This window comes from Desulfovibrio piger (assembly GCF_012843875.1).
Lineage (GTDB): Bacteria > Desulfobacterota > Desulfovibrionia > Desulfovibrionales > Desulfovibrionaceae > Desulfovibrio.
Window position 1 is genome coordinate 38,296 of sequence record NZ_JABAFY010000014.1, and the last position, 18,902, is coordinate 57,197.

17 protein-coding genes are annotated in these 18,902 nt (G+C 65.6%); 11 read left to right on the forward strand and 6 right to left on the reverse strand.

Translation table 11 applies throughout. The features are described 5' to 3' along the window. Positions 1-231 precede the first annotated feature (231 nt). From HF854_RS05430 to HF854_RS05475, 10 genes are all read left to right on the forward strand, one after another. Positions 232-642: a TM1266 family iron-only hydrogenase system putative regulator gene (locus HF854_RS05430; protein ID WP_240937669.1), complete on the forward strand. Its 411-nt coding sequence runs from the start codon at positions 232-234 to the stop codon at positions 640-642. Then, positions 639-1,889, forward strand: a complete 1,251-nt coding sequence (locus HF854_RS05435; RefSeq protein WP_168935380.1) for a [FeFe] hydrogenase, group A — start codon at positions 639-641, stop codon at positions 1,887-1,889. Before HF854_RS05430 ends, HF854_RS05435 begins: the two co-directional genes overlap by 4 nt. Positions 1,890-1,900: 11 nt before the next feature. Next, entirely contained in the window at positions 1,901-2,287 is a 387-nt protein-coding gene (locus tag HF854_RS05440; protein ID WP_168935381.1) for an iron hydrogenase small subunit, read from the forward strand. Positions 2,288-2,397: 110 nt separating this feature from the next. Next, the gene (gene hydG, locus HF854_RS05445; RefSeq protein WP_168935382.1) at positions 2,398-3,816 is read left to right on the forward strand and encodes a [FeFe] hydrogenase H-cluster radical SAM maturase HydG; all 1,419 of its coding nucleotides are present in this window, start codon (positions 2,398-2,400) and stop codon (positions 3,814-3,816) included. 141 nt (positions 3,817-3,957) lie between these two features. After that, complete coding sequence (gene hydE / locus HF854_RS05450) at positions 3,958-4,995, forward strand: [FeFe] hydrogenase H-cluster radical SAM maturase HydE (RefSeq protein ID WP_168935383.1); 1,038 nt, start codon at positions 3,958-3,960, stop codon at positions 4,993-4,995. 551 nt (positions 4,996-5,546) lie between these two features. After that, on the forward strand, positions 5,547-6,791 hold the full coding sequence (gene hydF, locus HF854_RS05455) for a [FeFe] hydrogenase H-cluster maturation GTPase HydF (protein WP_168935384.1): 1,245 nt from the start codon (positions 5,547-5,549) through the stop codon (positions 6,789-6,791). Between the two features lie 894 nt (positions 6,792-7,685). Further along, positions 7,686-8,663 carry an HlyD family secretion protein gene (locus HF854_RS05460; protein WP_168935385.1) on the forward strand — a complete coding sequence of 326 codons (978 nt, stop codon included), beginning with the start codon at positions 7,686-7,688 and terminating at the stop codon, positions 8,661-8,663. Then, entirely contained in the window at positions 8,663-10,555 is a 1,893-nt protein-coding gene (locus HF854_RS05465) for an ATP-binding cassette domain-containing protein (RefSeq protein ID WP_168935386.1), read from the forward strand. Before HF854_RS05460 ends, HF854_RS05465 begins: the two co-directional genes overlap by 1 nt. Before the next feature lie 214 nt (positions 10,556-10,769). After that, a complete protein-coding gene (locus HF854_RS05470) occupies positions 10,770-11,909 on the forward strand; it encodes an ABC transporter permease (RefSeq protein WP_168935387.1) in 1,140 nt (379 codons plus the stop codon). Beyond that, positions 11,909-13,048, forward strand: coding sequence for an ABC transporter permease (locus HF854_RS05475; protein WP_168935388.1), 1,140 nt, complete (start codon positions 11,909-11,911; stop codon positions 13,046-13,048). Before HF854_RS05470 ends, HF854_RS05475 begins: the two co-directional genes overlap by 1 nt. A 125-nt stretch (positions 13,049-13,173) precedes the next feature. On the opposite strand, the gene HF854_RS05480 is transcribed toward HF854_RS05475, so the two are convergent. Beyond that, complete coding sequence (locus tag HF854_RS05480) at positions 13,174-13,896, reverse strand: potassium channel family protein (RefSeq protein WP_168935389.1); 723 nt, start codon at positions 13,894-13,896, stop codon at positions 13,174-13,176. Between the two features lie 340 nt (positions 13,897-14,236). On the opposite strand from HF854_RS05480, the gene HF854_RS05485 reads away from it, so the two are divergent. After that, a complete protein-coding gene (locus tag HF854_RS05485) occupies positions 14,237-14,629 on the forward strand; it encodes a fluoride efflux transporter FluC (protein WP_006009305.1) in 393 nt (130 codons plus the stop codon). Positions 14,630-14,641: 12 nt separating this feature from the next. On the opposite strand, the gene HF854_RS05490 is transcribed toward HF854_RS05485, so the two are convergent. The 5 genes from HF854_RS05490 to HF854_RS05510 all read right to left on the reverse strand — a co-directional run bounded on the left by HF854_RS05490 (position 14,642) and on the right by HF854_RS05510 (position 18,787). Then, the gene (locus HF854_RS05490; RefSeq protein WP_168935390.1) at positions 14,642-15,565 is read right to left on the reverse strand and encodes a LysR family transcriptional regulator; all 924 of its coding nucleotides are present in this window, start codon (positions 15,563-15,565) and stop codon (positions 14,642-14,644) included. A gap of 190 nt (positions 15,566-15,755) precedes the next feature. Then, a complete protein-coding gene (locus HF854_RS05495; RefSeq protein ID WP_168935391.1) occupies positions 15,756-16,073 on the reverse strand; it encodes a DMT family transporter in 318 nt (105 codons plus the stop codon). Between the two features lie 234 nt (positions 16,074-16,307). Further along, positions 16,308-16,931, reverse strand: a complete 624-nt coding sequence (locus HF854_RS05500; protein WP_168935392.1) for a flavodoxin family protein — start codon at positions 16,929-16,931, stop codon at positions 16,308-16,310. 128 nt (positions 16,932-17,059) lie between these two features. Further along, positions 17,060-17,908: a hypothetical protein gene (locus HF854_RS05505; RefSeq protein WP_168935393.1), complete on the reverse strand. Its 849-nt coding sequence runs from the start codon at positions 17,906-17,908 to the stop codon at positions 17,060-17,062. A 15-nt stretch (positions 17,909-17,923) separates the two neighbouring features. Beyond that, complete coding sequence (locus HF854_RS05510) at positions 17,924-18,787, reverse strand: DMT family transporter (protein WP_168935394.1); 864 nt, start codon at positions 18,785-18,787, stop codon at positions 17,924-17,926. Positions 18,788-18,902 lie beyond the last annotated feature (115 nt).

The window sequence follows — 18,902 nt, forward strand, 5'->3', positions numbered from 1 at the left end:
CGGGAGGATGATCCATGATCATCTTCCCGGCTTTTTTTCTGCCTCCCTTGACACAGGGCAAGGGGGAGGCTACAAGGTTTGTAACACGTTTTTATAAAAAATAACACGATTGCATGCGCCTCCTGTCTTCCTCTTCTTGGCAGTCGGGGAGACCGTTCAGGGGATGCCGACTTGCCACCGGTATCCCCTGATTGCTTTCAGGGCCCCGGCATCCGGCACAGTCAGGGGAGCATGCACAGCCATATATCGCGCGGCGGGCCCGCAGGGGCGGGCCGCAAGCCGGCCATGACCGGCGCACCGGGCGCCGGGCCGTACCGCCGCGCGTCACCGTCCTGGGGACACGGATACGACATGGTCAGTCAGGAAAAACGGATAGGTGTGGTGGCCCTCGCCATCCACGACAGGCAGGCCCGGGCGACTTCCGTCAACAACGTCATCAGCCAGTATGCCGATCTGGTGGTGGGGCGCATGGGCGTGCCGTACCGTGAGCGGGGCCTGAGCATCATCGCCCTGCTGGTGGACGGCAGTACGGATGCCCTCGGGGCGATGACCGGAAAACTGGGGAACATTCCCGGTGTGAAAGTACGCAGCGTCCTGCTTACTGCCGCCGGGCAGGAGCTTTCCCCCAAGGAGGATTCATGAAGCGCATCGAGATGGAGCATATCGGCTATGTGCCGCATGTGCCGCAGCCGGGGCCGCATCCCGGTACCCTGCCGTTCGTGCAGATCGATGCCGAACGTTGCGTCGGCTGTGATACCTGCCAGGAGTACTGCCCCACAGGGGCCATCTTTGGCGAGGTGGGGCGGGAGCACGCCATCCCGCATCCCGAAGCCTGCATCAACTGCGGCCAGTGCCTGACCCATTGTCCGGAGCTGGCCATCTATGAGGAACAGAGTTGGGTCCCCGAGCTGGAAGCCAGACTTGCCAGCAGGGACGTCCGCTGCATCGCCATGCCCGCGCCTGCCGTGCGTTACGCCCTGGGCGACTGCTTCGGCCTGCCGGTGGGCTCGGTCAGCACGGGCAGGATGCTCTCCGCACTCAAGGCTCTGGGCTTCGCCCATTGCTGGGATACGGAATTCGCCGCGGACGTGACCATATGGGAGGAAGCCTCGGAATTCGTGGAGCGTCTGGCCGCGCGCCGCGACCTGCCCCAGTTCACGTCCTGCTGCCCGGGCTGGCAGAAATATGCCGAGACCTTTTATCCCGACCTGCTGCCGCACTTTTCGTCCTGCAAGTCGCCCATCGGTATGAACGGGGCCCTGGCCAAGACCTACGGCGCGGAGCGTATGGGCTATGACCCCGACACGGTCTACACCGTCTCCATCATGCCCTGCATCGCAAAAAAATACGAAGGCTTGCGGCCTGAGCTGGCGGCCAGCGGCCGGCGCGACATCGACGCCACCATCACGACCCGTGAGCTGGCCTGGCTCATCAAGAAAGCCGGTATCGACTTTGCCTCGCTGCCCGATGGCGGCCGCGACAGCCTGATGGGCGAATCGTCGGGCGGGGCCACCATCTTCGGCGTCAGCGGCGGTGTCATGGAGGCCGCCCTGCGCTACGCCTATGAAGCCATCACGGGCAGCAAGCCCCAAAGCTGGGATTTCAAGACCGTGCGCGGTCTGGACGGCCTCAAGGAAGCCACGCTGACCATCAAAGGCACGGAGCTGCGTGTGGCTGTGGTCCACGGGGCCAAGCGTTTCAAAAAAGTGTGTGACGAGGTGCGCGCGGGCAGGTCTCCGTATCACTTCATCGAATTCATGGCCTGTCCTGGAGGTTGCGTCTGCGGCGGCGGGCAGCCTATCATGCCCACGTTGCTGGAGCAGGCCCGGCGTCGGGCCACCAGCCTGTATGCCTCGCTGCGGCAACGCCTTGACCGCGCGGAAGTTTAGGAGGATACACCATGAAGATGATGCATCTGACCCGTCGCGGTTTCTTGCGTGCGGCCTGCGTGGTCGCGGGCGGTGCCATGATCAGCCTGCGCATGGCCGGTGTGGCTGTGGCCAGGTTCCGGGACATCAGGGACTACATGCTGGACCGCATCCACGGTGTCTACGGCGCGGATGCCGCCTTTCCCGTGCGGGCCTCGCAGGACAACGCCCAGGTTAGGGAACTGTATGCCGCCTATCTGAAGCGGCCGCTGGGCCCGCTTTCCGAAAAACTGCTGCATACCCGCTGGGCAGACCAGTCCGCCGGGTATCGCCGTCTGGTGGAGGCGGGGACGTTCCCCAATCCCCGTGATGTAGAGATGTTCGCCGCTTCTCCCTATCCTTACGAACAGAAATTCTAGCCATCCTGCCGTCTGCGGAAAGGGGGCCACCTGACCCTGGGACGGTTTCCGTTCCTCTCTGTCGAGCCCTGTGTCCTGTCCGAAAACGGCGCACGCCAGAGAGGTTTGCCATGTATGATCCCCATTCCCTGCATGCCGAAGAATTCATAGATCACGAAGAGGTGCAGGAGACCCTTGCCTGGGCGGCGGAACACGCCCGCGATGCCGGGCTCATCGACAGCATCCTTGCCAAAGCCGCGCTCTGCAAAGGCCTGAGCCACCGGGAAGCCTCCGTCCTGCTGGCCTGTGAGCTGCCGGACAGGGTAGAGGCCCTGTACCGGCTGGCCAACCGCATCAAGCACGAGTTCTACGGCAACCGCATCGTCATGTTCGCGCCGCTGTACCTGTCCAATTACTGCGTCAACAGCTGCGTCTACTGCCCCTACCACGCCCGCAACAAGCACATCATCCGCAAAAAGCTGACCCAGGAGGAAGTGGCCCGCGAGGTCATCGCCCTGCAGGACATGGGCCATAAGCGTCTGGCCCTGGAAGCGGGCGAGCACCCCACCATGAACCCCATCGGCTACATCCTCGACTGCATCCGCACCATCTACGGCATCCGCCACAAGAACGGGGCCATCCGCCGCGTCAACGTGAACATCGCGGCCACCACCGTGGAAGAATACCGGATGCTCAAGGATGCGGGCATCGGCACCTACATCCTGTTCCAGGAGACCTACCACAAGCAGAGCTACGAAAAGCTCCACCCCGCGGGCCCCAAGCATGATTATGCCTGGCATACCGAAGCCATGGACCGCGCCATGCAGGGCGGCATCGACGACGTGGGTCTGGGCGTGCTCTTCGGTCTGGAAGGCTATCGTTACGAATTTGCGGCCCTGCTCATGCATGCCGAGCATCTGGAGGCCGTGCACGGCGTGGGCCCGCACACCATCAGCGTGCCGCGCATCAAGAAGGCCGACGACATCGATCCCGACGTTTTCGACAACGGCATCGACGACGAGACCTTTGCCCGCATCTGTGCCTGTATCCGCGTGGCCGTGCCCTATACCGGCATGATCATCTCCACCCGCGAGAGCCAGGCCGTGCGCGAAAAGGTGCTGCCCCTGGGCGTCTCGCAGATCAGCGGTGCCTCCCGCACCAGCGTGGGCGGCTATTGCGAGCCCGAGCCCGAGGACGAGAACTCCGCCCAGTTCGATGTCAGCGACCGCCGCACCCTGGACGAGGTGGTCCGCTGGCTCATGGATCAGGGCCACATCCCCAGCTTCTGCACGGCCTGTTACCGCGAGGGCCGCACCGGCGACCGCTTCATGAGCCTGTGCAAGAGCCGCCAGATCCTCAACTGCTGTCATCCCAATGCCCTGCTGACCCTCAAGGAATATCTGCAGGACTACGCCTCGCCCGCCACCCGGGCCGTGGGCCTGGACATGATCCGGAAGGAACTGGACAAGATCCCCAGCGACAAGGTGCGCGCCCGCACCATCCGGTGCCTGGACGCCATCGAGGCCGGGCAGCGGGACTTCCGCTTCTAGGCCAACAGCCTTTTCCGGGGCTGCTCCTGTCTGCCGGGAGCGGCCCCGGGCTTTCCCCGTGGCGCTTGCCGCCTTTTTCCTTCCTCCATCCCGCCGGGCAGGGCCCTTCCTGCCCCGCCAGTCTTTCCAGGAGATCCCGCCATGCCGGAATCCGCACCGTCTTCCCCCGCGACGGCCAGCCGCGAGGCCGTCTGTTCTTCCGCGGCCCCCGCGTCCGTCCCCTCCCTTTCCCGGGCCGAAGTGCGCGAGCTGCTTTTCGACCTGCCCTGGCCGGAGTTGCAGGCCCTGGCGCACCAGTGTCGCCTGCGGCACAAGGGGCGGCATGTGCATGTGCGCGGCCTGCTGGAATTTTCCAATGTCTGCCGCCGCAACTGCCGCTATTGCGGCCTGCGCCACGAGAACAGGCGTCTGTCCCGCTACAGCCTGTCGGCGGCGGAGCTGCTGCGGGCCGCGTCGCAGGCCGTGGCCGCCGGGGTGGACACGCTGGTGCTGCAATCGGGCGAGATGGCCCGCAACCCTCTCTGGCTGGCGCAGGTGGTGCGCGGCCTCAAGGAGCGCTTCGGCCTGCCCGTGACCCTGAGCGTGGGCGAGCAGCCGCGCGAATGGTACGCCCTGTGGCGGGAGGCCGGGGCCGACCGCTTCCTGCTCAAGCACGAGACCGCCGATGCCCGTCTCTATGCCGCCCTGCATCCCGGCTATCGTCTGACCGACCGGCTGCGGGCCCTCTCCTGGCTGGCGGAGCTGGGCTATGAGGTGGGCTCCGGCTTCATGGTCGGTGTGCCCGGCCAGCGCCCCGAAAGTCTGGTGGACGACATCCTGCTGGTGCGGGACATGCGCGTGGCCATGTGCGGGGCCGGGCCCTTCGTGCCCCAGGCCGACACGCCCCTGGGGCGGCAGCCGCGCGGCTCCACGGAGCTGTGCCTGCGGGTCATGGCCGTGCTGCGTCTGGCCCTGCCCTGGGCCAACCTGCCCGCCACCACGGCGCTGGCCAGCCTGCGTCCCGAAGACGGTCAGCGGCAGGGCCTTGCTGCGGGCGGCAACGTGCTCATGCCTTCCTTCACCCCGGCGGCGCGCCGGGCTGCCTACCGCATCTACGACCACAAGGCTGTGGTGGACATGGACGCCGTGCGGCGCGCCATTGCGGGCGCCGGGCTGGAGCATGCGCTGCCGGAAGCTTAGGCAGGGGAGAGCGGAATGTTTTGACGGGGGAGGAAGGGGCGTTTTTTGGTAAAAACTGCCCCTTCCTCCCCCGTACCCCCTCCAACCCCGAAAAAACTTTGTTCCGGCCGGTATGATGGGTCCCCGTCTTTGTCTGCGGGGCAGGGACATCGCGGGATGGCCATGGGGGGCTGGGAGATGTCAGAGGGACTTTGGCGAGTCGCTTTATTCTCTATGTCCTCATGCCGGGATGTCCGTGACAGGGCAGGTGTGGAACGGACTTCCTTGTCTTTGGTGAGGAAAGGCTTCTGTGACGGCGACGGCCAGGGAGCGGGGAGGGCTGCTGCAAGCGGGCCTGGAATGTGCAGCGGGGCAGTGTTTTATGCTCTTTCGATGATGACGGCATGGACAGGTGCCCGTGGCGTTCCTATATCTGGAAGGAAAGGCCGGGAGCGCGGCTGAAGGCATGAGCCTGTCCTGTCGCCTCCCGTAGCTTCCGCATCAGGATTTTCAGCATACAAGTTATGGCGTGTCGTCCGGCATGACCGGCGGCCAGCATGAAGGAGTTCGGCATGAACGAAAGTCCCAAGGCCCTGCGCCTGCATATCGGTCTGTTCGGGCGGCGCAATGCGGGCAAGTCTTCCTTGCTCAACGCGCTCGTGGGTCAGGACGTGGCCATCGTTTCCCCCACGCCGGGCAGTACGGCGGACCCGGTGGAAAAGACGCTGGAGATGGCGCCCCTGGGGCCGGTGGTCTTTCTGGATACGGCCGGGCTGGACGATCGGGACGCCTCGCTGGGCGCCCAGCGGGTGGAGCGCAGCCTGCGGGCCATGCGCCGGGTGGACGTGGCCCTGCTGGTGCTGGATGCCCCCTGCTGGGAGGCCGTGGACGCCGACACCGCCGCCCGTCTGGCCGCTGCGGGCATCCCCTTTGCCGTGGTGGTCAACAGCCGCGGGACGGCGGATACCTGTGATGCCGCATGGCGTCCTGACGGCCTTGCCGCGACGGTCCCCGTGCTCTGGGCCTCGGCCCGGGAAGGCTGGGGACTGAAAGGCATCCGGGCGGCGCTGGCCCGTCTGGCTCCGGCCGGGGCCCTGAAACAGCCGCCGCTGGTGCACGACCTGCTGCCGGAGCACGGCACGCTGCTGCTGGTGGTGCCGCTGGATTCCGGGGCGCCGCAGGGCCGCCTCATCCTGCCGCAGGTGCAGACCATCCGGGACAGCCTGGATGGCCGCTGCCTGTGCCTTGTGGTGACGGAAGAGCAGCTGCCGCAGGCCTTTGCCGTCTTGCGGGAGCCGCCGGATCTGGTGGTCTGCGATTCGCAGGTAGTGCATGTGGCCGCGCGCCTGACGCCGTCGTCCGTGCCCCTGACCACGTTCTCCATCCTCATGGCCCGCACCAAGGGCGATCTGGTGGATCTGGCCCGGGGGGCGGCGGCCCTGACCCGTCTGCGGCCCGGCCAGACCGTGCTGGTGCAGGAAGCCTGCTCGCACCATGCGCAAAAAGATGACATCGGCCGCGTGAAGATCCCGCGCCTGCTGGCCCGGCTGGCCGGCGGCCCCGTGGAGACCCCCATGCTGGCCGGCAAGGAATTTACCGAATATGCGGGAGACGCGGCCGCCGTGGTGCATTGCGGCGCCTGCGCCATCACGCGCGGCCAGATGCTGGCCCGGCTGGACGAAGCCCGGGCCCACGGGCTGCCCATGACCAATTACGGCATGTGCATCTCGCTGGCGCAGGGCGTGCTGGAACGCGTGCTCTCTCCCTTCCCGGAAGCGCTGGCCGCCTGGCGTGCCGAAGCGCAGCTGCCGGGATAACCCGTAACCACAGGGCATACATCATGCCCGGGAGGTCATATGCCTGGACCGTTGTTCGCCGTCATCGGCATCATCGTCATGTTCCTCGTCATGCGCTGGGTCTTCAAGAATGGCGGTTGCGGCTGAATGCCCCGTCGTCCTGCCCCGGGTCCCGGGGAAAAGCGTCTGGAAGAATTTTCCGCCCGGCGCAAGGAGGAAGACCGCTGACCCTTCCGGGAAAAGGCCCCGCGGCAGCCATGCCTGGGTGAGCCTGTCCCTTTCTCCGCTGTCCTGACCTGACGGCAGCGGCTCTCCTGTCCATGTTCCCCGGCCCGTCGTGTCCTGCGACGGGCTTTTTTGTCTGCGCTTCTCCAGCGCCGTCGTCATGGGGCCTGTCTTTTCCTGCCCGTTCTTCCCTGGCCTCATCTTTCGCTTGTCCGGCATGGCCTGCCGTACAGCCGCCGGATCGTGTTTCCCGGTCTGCGGTGGGCTCCTGTCTTTTGTTCCACCTTCCGTGCCGGATGCTGAGAGCTCATATTTCCCTTATATCCTGCACAGCTATCAGTCTTTCTTGTTTCATGGACCGGGGCGGGAATCTCCTGCCGTCGCTCAAAGACGGGGACCTGCCATAACGACCGGAGCAAAGTTTTTTCGGGGTTGGAGGGGGTACGGGGGAGGAAGGGGCAGTTTTTACAAAACGCCCCTTCCTCCCCCGCCATCGCCGCCATCCCCATCCCCGCCCCGGATGGACAGGGCGGGACAATCTTCGTATGCTGCCTAGCCTGAGGGCCCTGACGTTCGCATCCGGCCGGTATCATGCCGGATTCCCGAGCCGGGGCCAGAATGGAGACGTGTCCGGGGCTGCGGGGCGCAGGGGGACTTCCTTCCTGACCGGGCTCCATGCGGGAGAGATATATGCGGCAAAAGATTCTGGCAGCGGTGCTGCTTGTGGGCGTGGCCGTGGCGCTGGGCTGGTACTTCCTGTGGGACAGGACGCAGGGGAGCCTGGTGCTGTACGGTAATGTGGAGATCCGTCAGGTGGATGTGAGCTTCCGCGTGGATGGCCGTATCGCCCAGGTACTGGTGGACGAAGGCGACAGCGTGCGCGCCGGACAGGAGTTGGCCCGTCTGGACGACGACCTGTTGCGCCAGCAGCGGGACCAGACGGCGGCCCAGCTGGCCGGGCAGAAGGCCCAGCTGCTGCGCCTGGAGCGCGGTTACCGCACGGAAGAAGTGGAACAGGCCCGCGCCGCCGTGGCCCGTGCCCGTGCCGTGGCCGACAATGCGGCCATCAATCTGAACCGCGTCAGCGCCATGCGCGCACGCAACGCCATCTCCCAGAAGGAACTGGACAACGCGCGCAGTTCGGACAGCTCGGCCCGGGCGGAGCTGCGCTCGGCGCAGGAACAGCTCGATATGCTGCTGTCCGGCTACCGCGAGGAAGAGGTGCTGGCCCAGCGGGCGGCGGTGGATGCCGCGGCGGCGGCACTGGAGCTGGCGGAGATCCGGCTGCGTGATGCGCTGCTGACCGCGCCGCAGGACGGCATCGTCCTGACCCGTGCCCGCGAGGCCGGGGCCATCGTGCAGGCCGGGCAGACCGTGTACACCCTGAGCCTGGTGGACCCGGTGTGGCTGCGCGTCTATGTGGACGAGCCGCAACTGGGGCGCATCAAGCCGGGCATGGCCGTGCGGGTGCGCGTGGATGCGGTGCCGGACAAGGAATTTTCGGGCCGGGTGGGCTTCATCTCTCCGGCGGCGGAGTTCACGCCCAAGAGCGTGGAGACCATGGAAGTGCGCACCTCGCTGGTCTACCGCCTGCGGGTGCAGGTGGACGATCCCGATAACGTCATGCGGCAGGGCATGCCCGTGACCGTGACCCTGGTGGAGCCCTAATGTCCTTCTGGTCCGCCTGGTGGCGGCGTCGGGCAGCCGGGGTGCCGGACACGGCCCGGTCTGCGCACGGTCGTGCCGATGGCGATGACCGGAGCGAGTCAACCGGCCGACAGGCCGCCCCGGAGGCTGTGCAGGACGCCGCGACGCCGCAGGACGGCATCGCCGTGGAGCTGCGCGGTCTGGCCATGCGCTTCGGGGCCGTGGAGGCCCTGCGCGGTCTGGATGCCCGCATCCCGGCCGGACGCATCACCGGTCTCGTGGGGCCGGACGGCGCGGGCAAGACGACCCTGCTGCGCCTGCTGGCCGGGCTCATGGAACCGGCGGCGGGGCAGGCCCTGCTGTTCGGTCGTCCCGCCCGTAAGGTGGCGGCGGACGCACCCAACAGCATCGGCTACATGCCGCAGCGTTTCGGCCTGTATGAAGACCTTTCCGTCATGGCCAATCTGCGCCTGCACGCCCGTCTGCGCGGTCTGGAGGGCGAGGCCCGCGATGCCCTGTTCGACAGGTTGCTGGCCTTCACCTCGCTGGGGCCGTTCACCCGCCGTCTGGCCGGACGCCTTTCCGGCGGCATGAAGCAGAAACTGGGCATCGCCTGCGCCCTACTGGGGGCGCCGCGCGTGCTGCTGCTGGATGAACCCGGCGTGGGCGTGGACCCCCTGTCGCGGCAGGAGCTGTGGCAGATGGTCAGCGAACTGAGCGACGACGGCATGACCGTCATCTGGTCTACGGCCTATCTGGACGAGGCCGCGCGCTGTCCGGGCATCATCATGCTGGACGGCGGCCGCATCCTTTACGACGGCCCGCCCGAGGGGCTCACCGCCCGGGTGGAAGGGCGCGTGTTCCATGTGTCGCCGGGCAGCGAGGGCAGCAAGGCGGCCCTGGCCCGCTGGACGCGGACGCCGGGCGTGGAAGATGCCCTGATGCAGGGCAGCCGCATCCGCGTGCTGCTGGGGCGGGATGCCCCGGAAAGCACCCGGGCCGCCGTGCGCGAGGCCGGGGGCGAGAACGTCCCCGCCCGTCTGGAAGACGCTTACATGCACACGGTGGGCGGCCTCAATCAGGAACCTTCGCCCTACGGCAGGACAGGCGGCGAGAGCGGCGGGCATGTGTCGCAACTGTCCGTGGAAGCGCCGGAACGCATCGTGGCCAAGGAGCTGACCAAGCGCTTCGGGGATTTCACGGCGGCGGACCACATCAGCTTCACGGTGCGCGCCGGGGAGATATTTGGTCTTCTTGGGCCCAACGGTGCGGGCAAGTCCACCACCTTCCGCATGCTTTGCGGCCTGTCGCGGCCCACGTCGGGCCAGTGCAGCGTGGACGGCGTGGACCTGCTGCGTGCGGGCAGTGCGGCGCGTTCGCGTCTGGGCTACATGGCGCAAAAATTTTCCCTGTATCTGGACATCCCGGTGCGCGAGAACATCCTGACCTGTGCGGAGCTGTACGGTCTGGCCCCGGAACGCCGCAAGGCCCTGCTGCCCGTGCTGGCGCAGGCCCTGGAACTGACGGACTATCTGGACAGCCGCACCCACAGCCTGCCGCTGGGGCAGAAGCAGCGCCTGGCCCTGCTGTGCGCCACCCTGCACGAGCCGCCGGTGCTGTTTCTGGACGAACCCACATCGGGCGTGGACGCACGCACCCGCCGGGACTTCTGGAAGCATATCACGGCCATGACCGAGGCCGGTGCCTCGGTGCTGGTGACCACGCATTTCATGGAAGAAGCCGAATACTGTGACCGCATGGCCCTCATCTACCGGGGCGCCATGATCAGCATGGGCACGCCGGACGAGCTCAAGGCCTCCTGCCGGGGCCTGCCGGGCGTGCCTGACGACCCCACGCTGGAAGATGCCTTCATCGCCAGCATCCGGCGTTATGATGCCGAGCACCCGCAATAGGGGATGGCTCATGCGGCTGCGGGGGAAAGGTAGCTCCAGCTTCCCCGCCTTGCTTTGACGGCCGCGCTGCCTTGCCGTTTGATGGGCGCCCTGCGCCGGCCCTGACCGGCAGGGCAGGGGGCCGGAATCTTGCGCCGGGGCGGCAGGGATGCGGGACGGGAAAGCGGATAGGAAAGGTGGCGTCTGCAACGGCAGGCCGGGAGAGGGAATACTGATGCAAGAACGTCTGTCACGCCGCCTCTGGGTGCGGCAATTGCTGGCCCTGGTGGGCAAGGAGTTCCAGCAGATCGTGCGGGACCCCTCGTCCTATCTGGTGGCCGGTGTGCTGCCCCTTCTGTTCCTGCTGCTCTTCGGCTACGGCATCACTTTGGACGCGGGCGTATTGCAGCTGGCCGTGTTCAACCAAAGCGGCGGCCAGCATTCGCGGGCCCTGCTGACGGACTTTGCCCATTCGCCGCACTTCGTCATCCGTTCCATCAGCCATATGCGCGAGGGCGAGCGCCTGATGCGCGAATCCTCCGTGCAGGGCATCCTGGTGCTGGGCCAGCAGTTCGACGCCCAGCTGGACCGGGGCACGACGGCGGACGTGCAGCTCATCGTGGACGGTACCGAGCCCAACGTGGCCCGCTTCATTCAGAGCTATGCGCAGGCCGTGCTGCTGCGCTGGCAGGAGGCCCGGCAGGCGGGCGGGGTGCCGCAGGCCGGCCCGGTGAGCATAGAGGAGCGCTACTGGTACAATCCCACGGCCAAGAGCGAGCGCTTTCTGGTACCCGGAGCCATCACGGTCATCATGACGCTCATCGGTACCCTGCTGACCTCGCTGGTCTTTGCCCGCGAGTGGGAGCGCGGCACCATGGAGGCCATGCTGGCCACGCCCGTGAGCCGCTGGCAGATGCTGCTCGGCAAGCTCATCCCCTATTACTGCATGGGCATGTTCAGCATGGGCCTGTGCGCGCTGGCCGCCGTGACCCTGTTCGGCGTGCCTTACCGGGGCTCGGTGGGGGCGCTGCTGTTCATCTCCTCGGTATTCATGCTCTGCGCCCTGGGGCAGGGCCTGCTCATCTCCGTGAGCCTGCACAGCCAGTTGCAGGCCGCCGAGGCCGGGCTTTTTTCCGGCTTTTTGCCCGCCCTGCTGCTGTCGGGCTTCGTGTTCGACATCAACAGCATGCCGCCCGTCCTGCAGGCCATCACCCATCTGGTGCCGGCCCGTTACTTCAATACCTGTTTGCGGACGCTCTTCCTGACCGGGGACGTCTGGGAGCTGTTCTGGCCCTGTCTGGGGGCCATGAGCCTGCTGGCCCTGCTCATGCTGGGGCTGGTCTATAAAAAGCTGGTCAAAAGGCTGGATGTCTGATGCTGCGCGATGCCTTCCTGCTCCATATCCGGCGCATGCTGGCCATCGTGCGCAAGGAACTGCTGGTCCTGTTCTGCAATCCCATCTCCCGCATGCTGCTCATCGTGCCGCCGCTCATGCAGATCATCGTGTTCGGCTGGGCCGCCACCATGGAAGTGCGCAATGTGGACGTGGCCGTGCTCGACCATGACGAAGGCCCCCTGAGCCGGGAGATCGTACGCCGTCTGGAGGGCTCGCCCACCTTCCGGCATGTGTTCTTCCTGCGCGGTCAGCAGGAGGTGCGCCCGGCCATCGAGCAGGAAAAAGCCCTGTTCGTCATGGTCTTCGATGCGGAGCTCTCCCGCAGGGCCGCCCGTGGCGAGCCCGTGACCGTGCAGCTGCTGCTGGACGGCAGGCGTTCCAACGCGGCCCAGATAGCGGCCTACTATGTACAGGTCATGCTGGCCGAGGTGGCCGCGCAGACACCGCTGGGGAGGCAGGCCGCGCTGGCGGGCGGCGGCAGCTTGGACATCCGGCAGCGCAGCTGGTTCAACCCCAATTTCGAGTTCCAGTGGTTCTTCCTGCCCAACCTCATCGGCATGCTGAGCTTCATGCTGGGGCTGGTGGTGACGGGCCTGTCCATCGCCCGCGAGAGCGAGGCGGGCACCTTCGACCAGCTGCTGGTCTCGCCGGCCACACCCACCGAGATCGCCCTTGCCAAGCTCATCCCCGGCTGCGTGGTGGGGCTGGCCCACGGCACCATCTTTTTGCTGGTCTCGGTCTTCGGTTTCGGCGTGCCCTTCACGGGCTCCGTCGTGCTGCTTTACGTGGCCATCTTCATCTTCTCGCTGGCGGCGGGCGGCATCGGCCTGATGATCTCTTCCCTGTCCTCCACCCAGCAGCAGGCCTTTCTGGGCGCCTTCACCGTGGGCGTGCCCTGCATCCTGCTTTCCGGGGCCGTGACTCCGGTCATCAACATGCCCATGTTTTTGCAGCACGGCAGCCAGCTCAACCCCATCCGCCATTTCACCACCTTGGTGCAGGGTGTGTTCCTGCGTGACATCACCTTCGAGGCCGCTTCGGTGAGCCTGCTCAAGATCTGCGCCATCACCGTGGTCTGCGTCTGCGTGGCGGTGTGGATGTTCCGCCGCCGCGTGTAGGGCCTTGTGACGGGGCACGGCGGCAGGGGAAGGTGTGTGCTGTATCCGTCGTGCGCTGCGGGGTGGGGACGACGCCCTTCCTTTTCATACGGAACATGGATGGCGGAAGTATCCCTGTGGTACCGCTACGGATTTTCTTTGGGGGCGGGCTCCTTGTCCGCCTTCTGGCCGGGGCGGCTGGCAAAGGTGCGGCCCACGATGGAGGCGATGACCACCAGCGAGTAGATGTTGGCGGACAGGGACACCAGCACGGTGGCATTGCGCGCGGCCCAGGAGACGGGCGTTATGTCGCCGTAGCCGATGGTCATGAGGCTGATGTAACTGAAGTAGAAAAGATCCTGCAGGCTCACACCGCCGGGATCGGGGCCCCGGAAGGAACCGGGCTGGAAGTTCTCCAGCAGCAGGAAGAGGAAAAAGCCGCTGTAGCCGATGAGCAGCAGGCCGGAAAGGCCCGCGCAAAGGGTCTGCCGGGCATCCAGGTGCAGGCGGTGCGTCTGGGCGCGGTAAAGCTGGATGAAGACTTCCAGCAGGATGATGAAGAAGAACAGACCGTGCAGCAAAAGCAGGCTGAACTGGAGCGCCCGGGGCATGGAGGACAGCGCCTGGAAGGGATGCAGGGCCAGGATGCCCGCGGCCGTCAGGGCCGCCGCCCAAAAGCCCGGCCGGAGGCGGCCGTACAGATTGATCCCGGCCAGCAGTTGCAGGGGCAGGTAGCAGGCCTGGGCCGTACCGCCATAGATTTTTCCGGGAAAAATGATATTCAGCAGGAACATGCAGACGAGGGAAAGCAGCAAACCCTCAAAACGGCGAAAATGCCACCAGCGGCGTCCGTGCAGCAAGGGGAACATGGGACCTCCCGGTCAGACGACTTCAGTACGGGAACATGTGGATCATGGCCTGCCGGGGCGGCAGACAGCGGAGCGGCGGCGTGGGCCACGTCTCTGTTGGGGCGTGGCATCGCAGGCAGGGACCGGATGTTGCCGGGCATCGCTCCACAGCTGCCCCTAAAGCAGAAGCGCGGGATTGCAAAGCCCGGTCGTCTGACATTTTTAAGCCGCCGCTGCCTTGCCGTGGGGGACGTGCGCCCGGGACGCGGCGGACGTCAGCGCGTTGCCGTAAAGGTCTGCCTGCTGCGGATGGGCGCGGCGGCGTCGGATACGGCCCACCGGCCTGCGATCATGATGGAGGATGACGATGGATGTGACGGCGCTGCGCAATTGCGGCCTTCTTTTTCTGGCGGGCGGGGCGGGGGCCCTGGCACGCTACGGTGTTTCGGAACTGGCCAACACGCTGGTGGGGCGGCAGTATCCGCTGGGGACCTTTGTGGTCAACGTGCTGGGCTGCTTCCTGTTCGGGCTGATCTGGGAGCTGGCCGCGGTGCGCCTGCTCATCTCGGACACGGTGCGCCTGATCATCCTGGTGGGCTTCATGGGTTCGTTCACCACCTTCTCGTCCCTGATCTTCGATTCCTTCGCCCTGGGGCAGACCCGTCTGGCTCTGCTGCTGTTCAATATCGGCGCCCAGACCATCCTGGGCTTCGCGGCCCTTTTCCTGGGCATGACCGTGGGCAAGCACTGGTAGGCCCGGCGCGGTTCAGCGCCCCCCTTCCTCCGTCGGCAGCTCGCGCAGGCGTTCCACCAGCCAGCGACCGGCCGTGCCCAGGGGCTCGACCCAGGCCAGCTCCACCGCGGTGGTGCTGATGCCGTCGTCAAAGTCCAGTTCCAGCAGCTTGAGGCGACCCTGTTCCACAAAAGGGCGGGCCAGCTGGGCCGGGAAGACCGCAAAGCCCATGCCCGCCAGCAGCATCTCCTGCAACTGGTAGAACTGGCTGTAATGCACCAGATGGCTGCTGAAGCGGAAACTGTCGTAAAAGGCATCGGAACTGATGACGCCCGGCAGGGGCAGGAGCTGGCGGTGCCGCAACAGGTCGTCCAGGGAAAGACTGCCCCGGATGCGGCTCAGGGGATGGTCGGCAGCGGCCACCACGCGCCAGATGATACGCCCGGCCATGACCGACTGGCCGCCGTGATCGTAGCGCAGGCGCGCCGGGGCCAGCAGGATGTCCACCGTATGGCGGGCGCTGCTGTCCAGCTGGCGCAGCTTGTCGCAATGCAGGACGGAATCCTCGCCGTCATACAGGAATATCTCCAGCAGCGGGAAGGCCTGTTGCAGTTCCACCAGCGCGGCCCGCACCTCCGGGAACATGACGAAGCCGTGCAGGCCAATGCGCAGCTGCCCTTCCTGCCCCTGGCCCCGTGTGGCGGCCAGGTTCTCCAGCCCCTCCAGGCGCGGGATGATGTCCAGGGCGTGGAAGTAGAATTGCCGCCCCAGGTCGGTCAGCACCGGACTGCGGCCCGGGCTGCGCCGGAACAGGGGCGCGTCCAGATCTTGCTCGAAATGCCGGATGACCTGCTGCACGGCCGCGCCGCTCACGCCCAGACGGCGTCCGGCGGCCGCGAAGGAGCCGGTCTCGGCCACGGCCCAAAGATAGTGCAGGCGTTCCGTGGTGATGATCATGTGTGCCTCCCGCAGACAGGGCATTCCGGCCTTGGGGCAGAGGCCCGGAGCCATGCCGCCGCCCCGTACCCTCCGGCGTTCCCGCCGTTGTCCCTGCCGCATCCTTTACCGGGCTGGGCCTCTTCCCGATGCCGGACAGCCGGTCCCTTCAGGCGTCCGCCTCTTTCCCGTCCATTCCATGTGCCGACACTCAGGCCAGTTTGAGCAGGGCCACGCCCGCGATGATGAGCGCGATGCCCGCAAGCCGCAGCGGCTGTATGGGGTCGCCAAAAAGCAGGGCCCCGGCCAGAAAGGTACCGGCCGCGCCTATGCCTGTCCAGACGGCGTAGGCCATCCCGATGGGGATGTGCTTCTGGGCCATGAAGAGCAGGGCGCCGCTGACGAGCATGCAGACGCCCGCCATGATGAATTCGGGCAGACGCCACAGGCCCGATTGCGCCCATTTGAGGCCCAGCGGCCAGCCTATCTCGCACAGTCCTGCCAGTATCAGGAGCAGCCATGCGTTCATCCTGCTTCCTCCTTCCACGAAAATGTGGTGCTGATGGTCCGCGTCCCGGAAGGGACGATCCCGCCGTTGTAGCACGGGACGGCAGAAGGAGTCTTGCACGAGCGTAAAGCGCGGCTTTCAGGCTGCCATAAAAAAGAGGCCCGCAAAGGGCCTCTTTTTTGTTGCCTGATGGGCAGAGCGCACAGGGGCATGGCAGTGCCGCCGGATGCCTCGTGCGGGTGTCGCCCGGCCAGTCTAGCGGATGAAGTTGGTGGGCTGCCAGGGCTCCACGGCAGGCGGGGTGATGCCCGCCTTGCGGCCGGCCTCGATGCAGTGCAGCAGCCAGGCCATGTTGTCGCCCAGGGTACGCATGATCTGCAGGCCCTCGGCATCCTGCACGGCTTCTTCCGCATTGTTGCCGTGGATGGAGTTCCAGTACTGGGAGGAGACCACGGGCATGCGGGCGATGGTGAAATACTTGTTGAGGCGGTCGAAGGAAGCGCTGGCCCCGCCGCGACGACAGCTCACCACAGCGGCCGCGGGCTTGAAGGCGTAGGGGGCGGACTTCATGTAGAACATGCGGTCCAGCAGGGCGCACAGGCTGGCATTGGGCCCGGCATAATAGACGGGCGAGCCCACCACCAGACCGTCGGCCTCACGCATGCGTTCGACGCATTCGTTGACCGGATCGTCCTTGAAGACGCACAGACCGGTCCGGGCACATTTGCCGCAGGCGATACAGCCGCGGATGGCCTTGTGGCCCACGTGAAGCGTGGTGGTCTCGATACCGGCCTTTTCCAGTTGCTGGGCCACAGTGGCCAGGGCCGTGGCCGTGCTGCCCTTGGGATGGGGACTGCCGTTGATGAGCAGGACCTGCATGGGGATACTCCTTGGTTGAAAACACCCGGTCGCCGACGCGCCGGGACCCTACAGATAAGGACTGCCCGCCGGGAGTAAAGGGGGCGGGCAGGATGCGGCAAAAAAGGGAGAGTATCCGGCAGCAGAGCTTACTTATCCTTTAGAGGGAAGATCCATTTACCGTTTTCTTGAAAAGGACGCTGGCAGATGTATTTTTCCCCCGCGAACACACCATCCCTGAAAAAGAAGATGCGGGCTTCAGGATGCTCGAAGCAATCGTACAGGGTCTTGTTCCCGTAGATGAGCAACTGCGTCTCCGTGCCGGTGTTCTGGCCCTGATAATAGAGGATGCCATCCTCTTCCCGGTTGGTGTAGCGGCTTCTGGACCACGAACACAGCACGACATTGCCGTTTTTTGTCGGCCGGATGCCGCCCGGATGGTCATTTTCGAAGGCAAAGAATTTTTTCATCTCTTCCGGGCTGTAATACTTGCCGCGCTCCAATGAGACCTGCTTTCGGCCGGAGCGGGCAGGGCGCGTTTTCGCGGCGGGCGGGGGCGGTGTGAAGTCCCGGCACAAGCGCTGGGCCTCGGCATGGATGGTTGCATAAGTACCGGGAAAGTCCTCTTTTTCCATGTATATCCCCAGCTCGTCATTATTGACCTGGCTGTAGTCATACAAGTTCATGCTGCCGATAAGGGCCGCCTTTTCCGTCAGGAAGCAGGCCGCATGCAAATTGCTGCGCTGGAAATGACGTGTCGCGATGTCCGTGGCCGTGAAGGGGCCTTTGTGGATAATGGTGATGTCGACACCGGCTTTTTTCTTTTCACCGAGAATATCACGAAGGCGAAGATTCAGTTTGATATAGGGAGAAATAATGATGATGTAGGACGCGGCTTCGGAAAACATGCGTTCCAGACGGGCGGCGATGCCTTGTGCGGTGAGGCATTCCGGTTCCGCATGCTTTTTGCTTAGAAGGGAGTGGAACAGGCCGGACATGGTATCTCCTTAATCTCAGGAATGGGAAGGGGCTTTCCCCGGCAGTTCGTTGGCCAGCGTAGCGCCCAGGATGAGGACGGTGCCGCAGGCTTCGGCCAGGCCGAAGGGCTGGTGCAGGAAGAGGGTGGCCAGCAGGATGGCGGTGACGGGATCCACATAGCTGAGCACGGCCGTGGTCTGGGCCGGGAGACGGCCCACAGCCGAGAAGAACAGGATATAGACCAGGCCGGTGTGGACAATGCCCACCACCAGCAGCAGGAAGAGCGTGGACGGCGCGGGAGCAAGACCGTGCAGATGGCCGCCCAGCAGCACATAGGGCAGCATGACCAGGGCGGCGGTGCAGAGCTGGCAGAAGGTGGTCTCCAGCGTATCCAGTCCACGCAGACGCTTGTTGAGGAGGATGAGGGAACAGTAGAGCAGGGCGGCCGCCAGCCCGAAGGCGATGCCGCGCGGGTCCTGCCGGCTGCCGGTGAACACGCCGGAGATGCACACGGCCCCCAGCACGGCCAGCAGGGTGCAGATGATCTTGCGGCGGGTCAGGCGTTCGCCGAGCACCAGGGGCGAGAGCAGGATGACGAAGACCGGCGCCATGTAATAGCAGAGCGTGGCCACGGCGATGCCCGTATGGCGGAAGGCCTCGAAAAGGAAGATCCAGTTGAAGCCCAGGGCCGCGCCGGAGAGCAGGAGGCAGAGGGCATTCTTGCGGATGGCCTGACCGTGCAGGGGCGTTTTTTTCAGGCGCAGCACCAGCAGCAGGAAGAGGGTGCCGATGACGGCCCGGGCACAGGCGATGACCGCCGGGGGCAGCGGGATGTAGTGGACGAAGAGGCCGATGCTGCCCACGATGAACATGGCGGCGGCCAGTTTGCTTTTTTCCATGACCTGGTTCCCTGTGGTTCGTTTTCTGTTCGACAGGGCTTGAGAGGGGGAGGGGCGTTTTTTGGGCAAAAACTGCCCCTCCCCCTCTCAAACTCTCCCCCACCCCGAAAAAACC